Source organism: Micromonospora sp. RV43, assembly GCF_001029515.1.
Classification (GTDB): domain Bacteria; phylum Actinomycetota; class Actinomycetes; order Mycobacteriales; family Micromonosporaceae; genus Micromonospora; species Micromonospora aurantiaca.
In genome coordinates, this window is record NZ_LEKG01000018.1 from 1 (window position 1) to 12,760 (window position 12,760).

Annotated in this window: 15 protein-coding genes and 1 pseudogene; 7 read left to right on the forward strand and 9 right to left on the reverse strand. The window is 73.4% G+C overall.

Features of this window, described 5'->3' with window-relative positions; translation table 11 throughout:
- The 3 genes and pseudogenes from ABD52_RS40650 to ABD52_RS06820 all read right to left on the reverse strand — a co-directional run.
- Positions 1-305 (reverse strand): annotated as a pseudogene (locus ABD52_RS40650) (hypothetical protein); the annotation flags it as partial.
- A gap of 324 nt (positions 306-629) precedes the next feature.
- Positions 630-1,082: a pyridoxamine 5'-phosphate oxidase family protein gene (locus ABD52_RS06815; protein WP_047891219.1), complete on the reverse strand. Its 453-nt coding sequence runs from the start codon at positions 1,080-1,082 to the stop codon at positions 630-632.
- A 54-nt stretch (positions 1,083-1,136) separates the two neighbouring features.
- Positions 1,137-1,730: a pentapeptide repeat-containing protein gene (locus ABD52_RS06820; RefSeq protein WP_013284334.1), complete on the reverse strand. Its 594-nt coding sequence runs from the start codon at positions 1,728-1,730 to the stop codon at positions 1,137-1,139.
- A 56-nt stretch (positions 1,731-1,786) separates the two neighbouring features.
- Between ABD52_RS06820 and ABD52_RS06825 the strand changes: the two genes are divergently transcribed.
- Positions 1,787-3,019 (forward strand): serine hydrolase, encoded by a 1,233-nt coding sequence (locus tag ABD52_RS06825; RefSeq protein WP_047891220.1) that lies wholly within the window; start codon positions 1,787-1,789, stop codon positions 3,017-3,019.
- A gap of 54 nt (positions 3,020-3,073) precedes the next feature.
- Entirely contained in the window at positions 3,074-3,715 is a 642-nt protein-coding gene (locus tag ABD52_RS06830; RefSeq protein ID WP_013284332.1) for an NAD(P)-dependent oxidoreductase, read from the forward strand.
- A gap of 16 nt (positions 3,716-3,731) precedes the next feature.
- Here the strand turns inward: ABD52_RS06830 and ABD52_RS06835 are convergent, their stop codons facing one another.
- On the reverse strand, positions 3,732-4,196 hold the full coding sequence (locus ABD52_RS06835; protein ID WP_030272926.1) for a PPOX class F420-dependent oxidoreductase: 465 nt from the start codon (positions 4,194-4,196) through the stop codon (positions 3,732-3,734).
- 32 nt (positions 4,197-4,228) lie between these two features.
- Positions 4,229-4,870, reverse strand: coding sequence for a hypothetical protein (locus ABD52_RS06840; RefSeq protein ID WP_030272928.1), 642 nt, complete (start codon positions 4,868-4,870; stop codon positions 4,229-4,231).
- A gap of 257 nt (positions 4,871-5,127) precedes the next feature.
- On the opposite strand from ABD52_RS06840, the gene ABD52_RS06845 reads away from it, so the two are divergent.
- Positions 5,128-5,907, forward strand: a complete 780-nt coding sequence (locus tag ABD52_RS06845) for a D-Ala-D-Ala carboxypeptidase family metallohydrolase (protein ID WP_013474201.1) — start codon at positions 5,128-5,130, stop codon at positions 5,905-5,907.
- 186 nt (positions 5,908-6,093) lie between these two features.
- Here the strand turns inward: ABD52_RS06845 and ABD52_RS06850 are convergent, their stop codons facing one another.
- The 4 genes from ABD52_RS06850 to ABD52_RS06865 are packed head-to-tail and all read right to left on the reverse strand — an operon-like array spanning position 6,094 to position 9,952.
- Positions 6,094-6,561 (reverse strand): hypothetical protein, encoded by a 468-nt coding sequence (locus tag ABD52_RS06850; RefSeq protein WP_235437384.1) that lies wholly within the window; start codon positions 6,559-6,561, stop codon positions 6,094-6,096.
- On the reverse strand, positions 6,540-8,018 hold the full coding sequence (locus tag ABD52_RS06855) for a DUF234 domain-containing protein (protein WP_235437385.1): 1,479 nt from the start codon (positions 8,016-8,018) through the stop codon (positions 6,540-6,542). Before ABD52_RS06855 ends, ABD52_RS06850 begins: the two co-directional genes overlap by 22 nt.
- A gap of 30 nt (positions 8,019-8,048) precedes the next feature.
- Positions 8,049-8,720, reverse strand: coding sequence for a response regulator transcription factor (locus ABD52_RS06860; protein ID WP_013284326.1), 672 nt, complete (start codon positions 8,718-8,720; stop codon positions 8,049-8,051).
- Positions 8,717-9,952 (reverse strand): sensor histidine kinase, encoded by a 1,236-nt coding sequence (locus tag ABD52_RS06865; protein WP_047891221.1) that lies wholly within the window; start codon positions 9,950-9,952, stop codon positions 8,717-8,719. The genes ABD52_RS06860 and ABD52_RS06865 overlap by 4 nt, the downstream gene beginning before the upstream one ends.
- 132 nt (positions 9,953-10,084) lie before the next feature.
- Here ABD52_RS06865 and ABD52_RS06870 point away from each other — a divergent pair, with 132 nt between their 5' ends.
- From ABD52_RS06870 to ABD52_RS41385, 4 genes are all read left to right on the forward strand, one after another.
- Complete coding sequence (locus ABD52_RS06870) at positions 10,085-10,984, forward strand: ABC transporter ATP-binding protein (protein ID WP_047891222.1); 900 nt, start codon at positions 10,085-10,087, stop codon at positions 10,982-10,984.
- Positions 10,981-11,766, forward strand: coding sequence for a hypothetical protein (locus tag ABD52_RS06875; protein WP_047891223.1), 786 nt, complete (start codon positions 10,981-10,983; stop codon positions 11,764-11,766). Before ABD52_RS06870 ends, ABD52_RS06875 begins: the two co-directional genes overlap by 4 nt.
- A gap of 2 nt (positions 11,767-11,768) precedes the next feature.
- Positions 11,769-12,473, forward strand: a complete 705-nt coding sequence (locus ABD52_RS06880; protein WP_047891224.1) for a hypothetical protein — start codon at positions 11,769-11,771, stop codon at positions 12,471-12,473.
- Between the two features lie 96 nt (positions 12,474-12,569).
- Positions 12,570-12,701 carry a hypothetical protein gene (locus tag ABD52_RS41385; protein ID WP_013284321.1) on the forward strand — a complete coding sequence of 44 codons (132 nt, stop codon included), beginning with the start codon at positions 12,570-12,572 and terminating at the stop codon, positions 12,699-12,701.
- Positions 12,702-12,760 lie beyond the last annotated feature (59 nt).

Below are 12,760 nucleotides of genomic sequence, written 5' to 3' on the forward strand. Positions count from 1 at the left end.
GCGGGCATGTTGGCTGGAAGCGGGCCCGCGGCGGGAAGATCGGGAGTCGGCGGGCCGCCGGTACGCGGAGGCGGCCAGACAGCGGTACCCGGCGGTTCCAGGTCCCCCACGGAAACCCGATCGTCCGCGTCGGCCGCTGGGTGCTCGCCGTCCGGCGGGTTCACCGTCCGGGGCGTGGCGGGATCCGTGTCCCCAGGGAGGCGGCGTGGACCGGCGGGGCGCTCCGGCGCGTCGACCCCGTCGTCCGGTGTGGGCAGCCAGCCCCCGACCCGGATCCCGGTACGCGCGATGTCGTCCTCAGCCACCGACCCTCCCTCGGCCACCGGCGGCGAGCGGCCCGGCCCCGTGGCTCGCCGTAGGGAGGATGACACAGAACGCGATCTTGCAGAAGGCATCAGCCCTCGCAATTCCCACGCCTGCCCGGCGCCGACCATCCCAGCAGGACAGATCTTGGAGGATTTCCGCCCCCACAGGGGCCATTCCGTGCCAAGATCTCCCGTACCCAGCCACGGCGGACCGCGCCCACCCGAGACCGTCGGGTCGATCATGAAGTTGGCGGCGGCAAAACGGGCATCCAAGGCCGCTAACTTCATGATCGACGCGTGTCAGCGGGCCGGCGGGGCGGCGGGTCAGCGGCGGGTGCGGCGTTCGAGGCCTCGGGTGGGGTGCCAGCTCTCGATCACGAGGTGGTCGGGTGGGTCGCCCACCCGGGTGAGCACCACCTCGGTCAGCTCGATCCGGAAACTGTGCGAGCCGTCCTCGGCGGGCGGCTCCTCGTGCGCCCGGCCGGCGATCTTCGCGTCTCCGTCCCAGGTGGACGGGTCGTCCGGCGGGGCGTCCTCGGTCGGGCTGTGCAGCGCCACCCGGGGATCGCGTCGCAGGTCGAGCGCCTTGACCGCGCCGGCCATGCTGCCCAGCCGCAACTGCCCGTCGTCACCGAAGTCGAACTCGGTGCCGCTGATCCGCGGCGAGCCGTCCCGCCGCAGTGTCGCCATCGTGCCGTGCTTGCGGACCGCGAAGCGGGCGCGTACCCGCGTCGCGAACTCGGGCTCGGCCGCCACCAGGTCGGACCACCATGTCATACGCCCGAGTGTGTCCGGAAAACCTGACAACCCGCGGCACATTTCCCAGCGGACTCAGCCCACCTGGAAACCGAGCGCCTGGGCCAGCATCACCGCCTGCTCGGCGTCGATCCGCGCGCCGGAACGCTGCACCGCCGTCGGGTCGAGCGCGGACAGGTCGCTGCCGCGCAGGTCGGCCCGGATCAGCTTGGCGGCGTGCAACTGGGCGCCGGAGAGGTCCACGCCGGTCAGCGTCGCGCCGGTCAGGTCGGCGCCGGTCAGGTCGACCTCCCGCATCCGTACGTCGGTGATCCGCGCCCCGCGCAGGTCGGCGCCGGCGAGCGTGACGAAGGACCAGTCGCCCCGGTCGACCCGCAGCGGGCGCAGGTCGCAGCGGTCGAACGTGCTGCCGACCAGCTTGCAGCCGGTGAACTCGGCCTCGAAGAGGTTGCACTTGCTGAACGAGCACCTGGTGAACGCCGAGTCGGTGTGCCGGGAGGCGTTGAACGCCACGTTGCCGAACACGCAGTCGGTGAAGACAGCGCCCCGGCTGACCGCCTCGGTCAGGTCGACGTGGAAGAACTCGCATCGCACGAAGTGCCGGTCGGCCAGCTCCTCGGCGTACCAGTCCTGCTGGCGGTAGGTGACGTCCTCGACCGGCTCGGGCATGCCACCGACCCTAATGACACTTCCGGGGCCGAGGTACCTGCGGGTAGGTTCGCGTCGTGAGTGTCACGGTGAGCACCGATCCCGGCCACGTCGGCTTCGATTCCGCCCGGCTGGGGCGGATCGACGAGCACTTCGCCCGGTACGTCGACGACGGCCGGCTCGCCGGCTGGCAGATCGTCGTCAGCCGCCGGGGCGAGGTCGCCCACTCCTCGACGTACGGGCTGCGGGACCGGGAGGCCGGTACGCCGGTCGAGGCGGACACGCTGTGGCGCATCTACTCGATGACCAAGCCGATCACCTCGGTCGCGGCGATGATGCTCTGGGAGGAGGGCCGGTTCGAGCTGAACGACCCGGTCAGCCGCTGGCTGCCGGAGTTCGCCGACGTACGCGTCTACGACCGGGGTTCGGTGCTCAAGCCGTACACCGTGCCGGCGGTCGAGCCGATCCGGATCTGGCACCTGCTCACCCACACGGCCGGCCTGACGTACGGCTTCGCCCAGGTCTCGGTGGTCGACGGCCTGTACCGGGCGGCCGGCTTCGACCTGGGCGTGCCGGCGGGCGCGGACCTGGCGGCGGCCTCGGCCGGGCTGGCCCGGCTGCCGCTGCTGTTCCAGCCGGGCACGAGCTGGAACTACGGCGTCTCCACCGACGTGCTGGGCCGCCTGGTCGAGGTGATCTCCGGGCAGTCGCTGGACGCGTTCTTCGCCGAGCGCATCCTGGGCCCGCTGGGCATGACGGACACCCGCTGGTGGGTGGACGCGGCGGACTCCAAGCGCCTGGCCGCCCTCTACGCCCCGCACCCGGCCACCGGCCAGGCGGTACGCGCCGACGTAGTGGGCCGGGCCGCGCTGGCGGAGCCGACCTGGCACTCCGGCGGCGGCGGGCTGGTCTCCACGGCGGCCGACTACCACCGGTTCACCCAGTTCCTGCTGCGCGGCGGCGAGCTGGACGGGGTCCGCCTGCTCGGCCCGCGCACGGTGCGCTTCATGACCCGCAACCATCTGCCGGGCAACCGGGATCTGGCCTCGTTCTCGCCGGAGGGCTTCGCCGAGACGATCCTCGACGGGATCGGCTTCGGGCTGGGCTTCGCGGTGGTGCTGGACCCGGTGCCGTCGCGGGTGCCGAGCAGCGTCGGCGAGTTCTACTGGGGCGGCCTGGCCAGCACCGCGTTCTGGGTGGACCCGGTGGAGGAGGTCACCGCGCTGCTGTTCACCCAGCTGATGCCGTCGAGCACGTACCCGCTGCGCAGCCAGTTGCGCCAGCTCGTCTACTCGGCGATCGTCGACTGAGCCGGTTCGGCGGAACTCCCGCCGCCCGCCTGTGGGCTGCCTAGCCTGTGAGGCATGAGCGACATCGTCGTGTTCGGCGCCGGCGGGACGGCGGGCTCGCGGATCGCGGCTGAGGCGGTCGAGCGGGGGCATCGGGTGACAGCGGCGGTGCGGCGTCCGGAGGCGGTCGGCTATCTACCCCCCGGCGTACGCACGGTGACCGGCGACGCCACCTCGGCGCGGAGCGTACGCGAATTGGCCGAGGATGCGGACGTGCTGGTGGTGGCCATCGGCGGCGGCGAGCGCGAGTTGTGGCGCGACGCCGCGCGGACGCTGGTCGACACGCTGCGTGAGTTGCCCGACCCACCTCGGGTGATCCATGTCGGCGGCGGCTCGACGCTGCTCACGCCGAAGGGCACCCGTTACCTGGACGAGCCGGACTTCCCGGAGGAGTACCGGGACTCGGCGCACGGCCAGGCCGACGCGCTGGAGTTCTACCGCACCAGCGCGGACGGGGTGACCTGGACGTACGTCTCGCCGCCGCCGCTGGAGTTCCACCCGGGTGAGCGGACCGGGCACTACCGCACCGGCACCGACCAGCCGGTGACCGACGCGCAGGGCCGGTCGGTGCTCACCTACGAGGACCTGGCGGTGGCGATCGTCGACGAGATCGAGAATCCCCGGTTCGGCAACGCCCGCTTCACCGTCGCGTACTGATCCGGCGCGTACTGCTTCAGTCGGCCAGCCGGGCGGGGAAGCCGCCGGTGGCGATCGGACCCCAGGACTCGATCGTGACGCGGATCAGTGACTTGCCCTGGGCGACCATCGCCGACCGGTACTCGTCCCAGTCCGGGTGCTCGCCGGAGATGCTGCGGAAGTACTCGACGAGCGGCTCCAGCGCCTCGGGCAGGTCGAGCACCTCGGCCACGCCGTCGACCTGCACCCACGGGCCGTTCCAGTCGTCGGAGAGCACGCACGCGGAGACGCGCGGGTCGCGGCGGATGTTGGCGACCTTGGCGCGTTCGGGATAGGTGGAGATGACCAGGCGGCCCTCGGCGTCCACGCCGCACGCCACCGGGGAGGACTGCGGGCGCCCGTCGGAGCGGGTGGTCATGAGCACGACGTGGTGGCGGGGGCGGAGGAACTCGATCAGGGCGTCCCGGTCGACCCGGGTGTTCTTCGCGATGCTGCGTGCCATGCCCTCGGTTCTACCAGGCCGGCCGGTCGATCTCAGCGCGGACGCCCGGCGGCCCGCTGCGCCGGGACCTGCTCCGGCACGCGCGGGCGGGCCGAGGGCCGCCAGGCACGGCCGTTGGCGTAGATCACCCGGAAACCGAGGTACGCGGCGAGCGGCGCCCAGTGTGCCGAGCGCATCCGCACCTCGGCGGCGTTGTGGCGCTGACCGTTGGCGAGCACGTCGAGCAGCACCGTCTCGAAGGCGGCCGACTCGACCCAGTCGACCTCGCGGGTGAAGCCGCAGATCAGCGCCGCGCCGGTGACGTCGAGGAACTCGCGCAGCGTGGCGTCGGAGGCGCGCAGCACCGAGCAGCTGCCGAAGTAGAGGCGGCGGCCCTCGCAGCGGCCGGCCATCCGCTCGGCCACGTCCGACAGCTCGACCGAGTCCCAGTCGGTGAGGCAGAGCCGGCTCGGCTCGCCGTGCATGGCGAAGAAGCCCACCCGGTGATCCGCGTACTGCTTGAGCAGCCACCTGTCGACGAAGTAGAACAGCTCGTCGCGGGTGGCCGCGTCCTTGTGGATGTAGCGGATGCGGCCGAGCCGTTCGAGCAGGTCGAGCGTGGGCAGGACGGATCCTCGTTCGTTGAGGTCGCGGTGCCACTGCCCCTCGACGCAGAACACGCCGCCACGCGCCAACGCCCACCTCCCCGCCCGTCGAGGTCGCCGCCCGGGTCCGGGAGCAGACGTTACCGCCCACCTCCGACGGGCGACACCCGGCGGCGCGTTCGCAAACAGGCACTATTCACAGCCGATATCCAGCAACCGCCCGATGTGAGAACAATTTCGGCTAATCACCACGAAGAATCCTCTCACCTGTCACGGTGAGAGAGACGGGACGTACCGGTCGATGTGCCCGTCCAACCCCAGTTCCGCTCTGACATCGGGAGGACTCTGTGCGCGTCAACACCCTGAAGCGGGCGGCGGTCGCGTTCGCGCTGGCCCTGCCCGGGGCCGCCGTGGCGACCGTCGTGGCCGCGCCACCGGCCCACGCCGACGGCTGCTACACCTGGAACCGCATGCTGTCCCAGGGACAGTCCGGCTCCGACGTACGGCAGCTCCAGATCCGGGTGGCCGGCTGGGCCGCGTACGGCGGCATCGTCCGGGTCGACGGCGTGTACGGCCCGGAGACGGCCGCCGCTGTCAAGCGCTTCCAGGCCGCGTACGGGCTGCGGGCCGACGGCGTGGCCGGACCGAAGACGTTCGCCAAGATCTACGACCTGCAGAAGGACAGCGACTGCACGCCGAAGCACTTCAGCTACGCCGAGCTGGACAACGGCTGCGGCAAGGGCGGGTGGGCCGGTGGCCCGCTCTCGTCGTCGGCCACCCGGGAGAACGCGCTGCGCACCATGTGGAAGCTGGAGGCGCTGCGGCGCAGCCTCGGCGACAAGCCGCTCTACGTGACCAGCGGTTTCCGCAGCATCGCCTGCAACCGGCAGGTCGGCGGCGCCGCGGACAGCCAGCACCTCTACGGCAACGCGGCCGACCTGATCGCCAAGCACCGCAGCCTCTGCGACATCGCCCGTTCCGCCCGCGACCAGGGCTTCAGCGGCATCTACGGCCCCGGCTACCCGGACCACGACGACCACACGCACGTGGACTCGCGGCGGGAGAACAACCGGGACAAGGTGCCCAACACCAGGGACTGGTCCGCCCCGGACTGCGGGGTCGAGTAACGCGGTGACGGCGGCCCGGCACGGGGGTGGGGGCTCCCCGGCCGGGCCGCCGTCGGCATGCTCCGGCACGACCGACGCCGCTCCGCGACGGGGCGTGGACGCGACCGGAACCGGGCGCCGGGCGTCAGCTCACCCCGGGCCGGTGGCCCGGAGGCAGGCGGTCCGCCCGGAACCGGGCGGTGGGAGTCAGCTCGCCCGGGGCCAGCGGGGCCGGGCGGTGGGAGCCGACCGGGCGGCGACGGGCCGCAGACCGGGCCGGACCGGCGGCGCGGCGACCCGCGGGACCGGACCGCGCGCCGCCTGAGCCGCGGCGGCCGGGCGGACGGCCTGACCCGGCACCGCCCGCGCCGGCTGTCCCGGCACCGGACGTCCGGCCTGGCCGGCGGCCGGACGGGCGCCGGACGGGCCGGTCAGCACGAACGGGAAGGGTACGTGCACGAACGGGTTGCCGTGCCGGATCAGCGCGTCGATCTGACGGTCGTTGAGACCGTGTGTCTCCAACACGCGCCGGCCCCAGCGATGCAACCGGCAGGGGAACGACGAGCCGTCGTTGCGGCACTTCGGCCCCGCGGGCCACTCCTCGGCGGCGTGCACCACCACCGCCCTGACCGCGAGGCGGACGTCCTCGGGGGTCAACGGTGCCGGTACCGGCACCTCGCCCAGGATCTGGTCGATGGGATCCGTCGACTGCTCACCAACTCGCACGGCAGGCCTCCCGCAGCTCGGCAGCGGTGCGGCGGAACGGCCGCACCACATCCTCGACCACTGGTACGGCCGGGAAACGGCAGCAGTTCAATCCCGCCACGCGGCGAGCAGTTCGGCCGGCCCGATCGCCGTGACACCGTCAACCGCACGGCCACTGCGCACACCGCGACGACCGGCGTCTGGTCGTCGGCGCCCGGTAGCTGGGCGCGGTGGTGAAGCAGCCGGGCCAGGTCGTGACCGTCGAACGCGCCGTTCTCCAGCCACTTGACCGAGCCCACGAACGTGATCCGCTTGGCCACCGGGCTACGGTCACCGCCGACCAGGTCGATCTCGGGACCGTTGATACGCGTCCAGTACCCGCCCACCACCGCCGTCTCGAACGGCAGGTGCCCCGGCGGCAGCCGGCGCAGCGACTCCCGGATCACCGGCTCGACCGCACGTCCCCGCCATGAGGTCCAGGACGAGTGGATGCGGGCGAGGGTCAGATCCCCTCTGCCGCGCTCGATCTCGGCGAGGTAGGGATCGAGGAAGGCGAGCCAGAAGCGGAGAAACGGATCGGCGACCACGTACCGGGTCTCGCGCGAAGGACGGGTGGACAGCGGGAGGGTGGCCTCCACGATCCGTTTGTCAGCCAGCAGTCGGAGCGCGCGGTGCAGCGAAGCCTGCGGGATTCCGCCGGCGGCCCGCGCGATGGAGGAGGCGGTGCGCTCCCCGGAGCCGATGGCGCGCAGCACCACGCCCGGCTGGGACTGCGGCGGAAACTCGGCAGCGAAGGCCCGTTCCCCGCTGACGATCAGTGCGGACGTGGGATCCGGGACAGCCTTGGCGAGGTAGTCGCCCACGGTCTCGCCGGGGGCCCAGTCGTCGAGGACGAGCGGCAGGCCGCCGGTGACGAGGTACGCATCGATGGCATCCGCCGACGGCAGCTGGAGCATCTCGCCCACGTCGCCGGGGCTCAGCGGCGGCACGACCATTTCGGTCGCGCGTTGGTGGAACGGCCGACCGTAGTCGTTGAGCGCCTCCATCATCGCCAGGTCCGAGCCGACGCAGATCAGCAGGACCGGCCTACGGGACAACTCCCGGTCGAAGACCTTCTGGAGGGTGCCCTCGAAACCTGGATCGGTGGCGATGAGGTAGGGCATCTCGTCGAGCACGACGACGCTGGTCTGGTCCGCGGGCAGCGCGGCGGCGAGGAGGGTGAGTGCCGCGTCCCAGGTGGCCGGTGCCTGCCCGGCGAACAGACCCGCTCCGGGAAGTGTCGAGCCGGCCGCCGCCGCAACGAAGAGCCGCAGGTCGGCGGCGGGTGTGGGTTGCGCCGAGGCGGTGAAGAAGAGGTGAGGTACGCCCGTACGCTCGACGAACTCCTCCACGAGGCGGGACTTGCCCACCCGGCGACGTCCTCGCATGAGCACTGCTCGTCCGGGCCGTCCTGCGCGTCAGACCAGGCCGGCGTCCTGGACCAGCAGGGCCACCTGCACGCGGTTGTTCAGGTCGAGCTTCGTCAGCAGGCGCGACACGTACGCCTTCACGGTCGCCACGCTCATGAACAACTCGGCGGAGATCTCCGCGTTGGTCCGGCCCCGGCCGAGCAGCACCGCGACCTCCCGCTCCCGCTCGGAGAGGCCGTCGAGCAGCCGTACCGCCCGCTCCCGCTTCGGGTCCGGGCTCGCCACCGGCGCGGTGCCGGTGACGTGCGCGATGAGCTTGCGGGTCACCGCCGGGGACAGCGTCGCCTCCCCCGCCGCGACCCGGCGTACCGCCGCCACGATCTCGGCCGGCGGGGTGTCCTTGAGCAGGAAGCCGCTCGCCCCGGCACGCAGCGCCCGCAGCACCTGCTCGTCGGCGTCGAACGTGGTGAGCACCAGCACCTCGGGCGGTTCCGGGGTGGCCCGCAGCGCCTCGGTGGCGGCCAGCCCGTCGACCCGGGGCATGCGGATGTCCATCAGCACCACGTCCGGGGCGTACGCGGCGACCGCCGCCGGCACCTCGGCGCCGTCGGTGGCCTCGCCGACCACCGCCAGGTCGGGTACGCCGCCGAGGATCATCGACAGCGCGCCGCGGACCAGCGGATCGTCGTCGACGATCAGCACCCGCACCGGCGCGCTCACCGGGCCGCCCAGGGCAGCCAGGCGGTCAGCCGGAAACCGCCGTCGGCGTCCCGCCCGTGTTCGAGGCGGCCACCGGCGAGCGTGACCCGTTCCGCGATCCCGACCAGCCCGGTGCCGGCGCCGGGAATGGCGGTGGGCGACGCGCCGACCGGCCACGGGTTGTGGATCTCCACCGCCAGCCCGTCCCCCGGGCCGCCCGCCAGCCGGACCGTGACCACCGCGCCGGGCGCGTGCTTGCGGGCGTTGGTCAGCCCTTCCTGCACGATCCGGTACGCGCTGCGCCCGATCGCCGCGGGCACCGCCTCCGGCTCGATCACCTCGTCGACCACGGTGACCCGTACCCCGGCGTCGCGGCTCTCGGCGACCAGCGCGGGCACGTCGGCCAGCGTGGGCTGCGGCCGTTCCGGCGTGGCCTCGGAGCCGACCTCGGCCCGCAGCACGCCGATCACCTCGCGCAGGTCCTGGAGCGCGGCGTGCGCGCTGGCCCGGATCACCCCGGCCGCCCGCGCCACCTCCTCCGGCGACGCGTCCGGCCGGAACTCCAGCGCGCCCGCGTGCAGGCTGAGCAGGGAGATCCGGTGGGCGAGCACGTCGTGCATCTCCCGGGCGATCCGGCCGCGTTCGAGCTGCCGGGCCTGGTCGAGCCGGAGCTGCTGCTCGGCCTCGGCCCGCTCGGCCCGGTCCCGCAGGGACAGCACGAGCTGGCGGCGGGCGCGGACGAACAACGCCCACGCCACCACCACGCAGATGAACAGCCCGGTCCACACGGCGGAGGCCCAGACCGGCAGCGTCGGGTCGGGCCGGACCGCGAGGTAGACCGGCAGGCTCAACAGTTGCCAGGCCACCAGCGCCAGGCCCACCGGCAGCGGCCGGTGCACCAGCACGGTGAACACGATGACCAGCAGCGCGACACCGCCGGTGACCGAGAAGAGCGCCAGCGGCGCGGTCGCCACCGCGAGCCCGACCGGCCAGCGCCGGCGCAGCCAGAGCGCGCCGCTGACGAGCAGGCCGACGAGCAGGTCGACCTCCTCCAGCCAGGCCGGACCGGCGTTGAGGCCGAACTCCGGGGTGGCGCTGGTCACGTCGCCGTGCGCGATCAGCACCCAGAGCAGCGAGGCCACGAACAGCACGCCGTCCACGAACCAGTCCCGCGGCGTCCGCCGGGCGGCTCGGGCGGGCACCAGGGAGCCCGGCAGGAGCCAGGGATGATCGGGTACGGCGGCACTGGTCACCCGTCCATGCTAGGAAGCCCTCCGGACCGGCTACCAGCTACCAAAGTCGACGCCTGCGGTGAACCGAGGTCGACGGCGGCGCAGACCGCCGGCCGCAGCGCGTGACCGGGTGGCCCCGGCAGGCTCGACGGCATGATCGAAGTCGACCAGCTCACCAAGCGGTACGGTCCGCACACAGCCGTCGAGGACGTCACGTTCCGGTGCGAACCGGGTTCCGTGACCGGTTTCCTCGGGCCGAACGGCGCCGGGAAGTCCACCACGATGCGGATGATCTGCGGGATGACGCCGCCCACCTCGGGCGGCGCCACAGTCGGCGGACGCCCGTACCGGCACCTGCCCAACCCGGGACGGGAGATCGGCGTGCTGCTCGACGCCTCGGCGCAGCACGGCGGGCGCACCGGGCGGGAGACGCTCACGCTCGCCGCCCGGACCATGGGCGTGGACCGGGGGCGGGTGGCGGCGGTACTCGACCAGGTCGGGCTGAACGACACCGCGGCCCGGCGCCGCGTCGGCGCGTACTCCCTGGGCATGCGGCAGCGGCTCGGCCTGGCTCTGGCGCTGCTGGGCGACCCCCGGGTCCTGATCCTGGACGAGCCGGCCAACGGCCTCGACCCGGAGGGGATCTTCTGGATGCGCGGCCTGCTGCGCGACTTCGCCGACCGGGGCGGCACGGTGCTGCTCTCCTCGCACCTGCTGCGCGAGGTGGAGGCGGTGGCCGACCGGCTGGTGGTGATCGGCGGCGGCCGGGTGGTCGCCCAGGGCGGCAAGGACGAACTGCTCGCCGGTGCCGGCACGCTCGTGCGCGCCCGCGACCCGCACGCCCTGCGCCTGACGCTGGACCGGGCCGCGCTGCCCGCCACCGCCGGCACCGACGGCGGCTTCGTGGTCCGGGCCGAGCCGGGCCAGGTCGGTCAGGCCGCGGCGGACGCCGGACTGGTCCTCACCGAACTGCGCCCGGCCGGCAGCGGCGGCCTGGAGCAGCTCTTCCTCACCCTCACCGCCGGCGCGTCGACCAAGGAGGCCGTCCGATGACCACGACTGCCGTTCCGACCGCCCGGCCGCGGCACGAGCCGGCCGTCGCCGGTCCCTCGCTGGCCCGGCTGACCGCCGTGGAGCTGCGCAAGCTCGCCGACACCCGGGCCGGACGCTGGCTGCTGATCACGATCGGGCTGATCGCCGCCGCGATCGTGGTGGTGCAACTGTTCGTCGTCGACGCGCCGGACCAGACGTTCACCGCCTTCTTCACGCCGTCGCTGCTGCCGGTCGGGCTGCTGCTGCCGGTGCTCGGCATCCTCTCCATCACCGGCGAGTGGTCGCAGCGCAGCGCGCTCACCACGTTCGCGCTGGTGCCCCGCCGCGAGCGGGTGATCGTCGCCAAACTCGCAGCGGTGGTGCTCGCCGCGCTCGCCTCGGTGCTCGTCAGCCTGGCCGTCGCCGCCGCCGGCACGCTCGCCGCCCGCGCCAGCGGCGGGGCGGGCGCCTGGACGTTCGACTGGCAACTGCTGCCGCACGCGGCCGTGTTCCAGGTGGCGAGCGTGCTGATGGGCGCCGCCTTCGGCCTGCTGCTGCTGAACACGCCGCTGGCGATCGTCACCTACCTGCTGCTGCCCACCGTGTGGAGCCTGCTCGCCGCGATGATCTCCGCGCTGCGTGAGCCGGCCCGCTGGCTGGACACCTCGTACACGATGGAGCCGCTGCTCGGCGCCGAGATGAACGGCGGGCAGTGGGGCCGGCTCGGCGTCTCACTCGCCGTCTGGGTGCTCCTGCCACTGGTCGCCGGCCTGGTCCGCACCATGCGCCGGGAGGTGTCCTGACAGTGACCGCACGGCAACCCGGCGAGGACGTCGTGGTCGACGGCGGACGCGGCGAGCTGGTGCTGATGTGGGCGGGGTTCCCGCTGCTCGGGGCGGGGCTGGGCGCCGGGCTGACCGCGGTGTCCGGCTGGATCGCCGGGCTGGCCTGGTTCCCGTTCCAGGGCCTGTTCGAGTTGCTCGACCGGTGGCCGGACGATCGGGCGTACCCGATCGGGGCCGGGGTGGGCCTGCTCGGCGGCCTGTTCCTGGCGGTGGTGGCGGTCCGCGAGCGGCTGACCGTCACGGTCGGGCACCGGACGGTACGGCTGCACCGCGACGGGCACGGGCGGGATCTGGCGCGCGCCGACGTTGCGGGGGTGTTCGTCGACGGCAAGGCGCTGGTGCTGCTGGACACCGCCGGTGGCGAGCTGGCCCGGGAGAAGTCCGACCTGGACGCCGAGCGGCTGCGGGAGGCGTTCACCCGGCAGGGCTGGCCGTGGACCGGGCAGGACCCGCACCGGGACGCGTACCGGCGGTGGGTGGAAGGACTGCCCGGCCTGCCGTCCGGCGCGGACGCCCTGCTGCGCGCCCGGCAGCGGGCGCTCGACGGCGGCCACGACGCCGAGACCCGGGAGCTGCACGGGGAACTGGCCCGGCTCGGCGTGGTGGTCCGCGACGAGGGCAAGCGGCAGTACTGGCGGCTGGTCGCCGGCCCGCCGCCGGGGTGACCGCCGCCGCCGGGCTGCGATCTTCGCGCCGAGGATTTACGTTCGTCCATGCGGGTGCGGCTCGCCGGACGGCGGCGGCCCGGCCGGAGTACGTCGGTGCGACGGGAGGGACCGGCATGGCGGTTCGGCGCCTGGTTCCTGCTCGGCGCGCTCGTCTACGCGCTGTACGGCTACCGCCGTTCGGCGCTGGCGCGGCGCGACGAGGACACCGCCGACCGGGCGCGCTGACCGCGCGCCGCCCCGCCGGCCGACGTGACATGCCACATCCGCTGGCGCGTTTCCGGCAT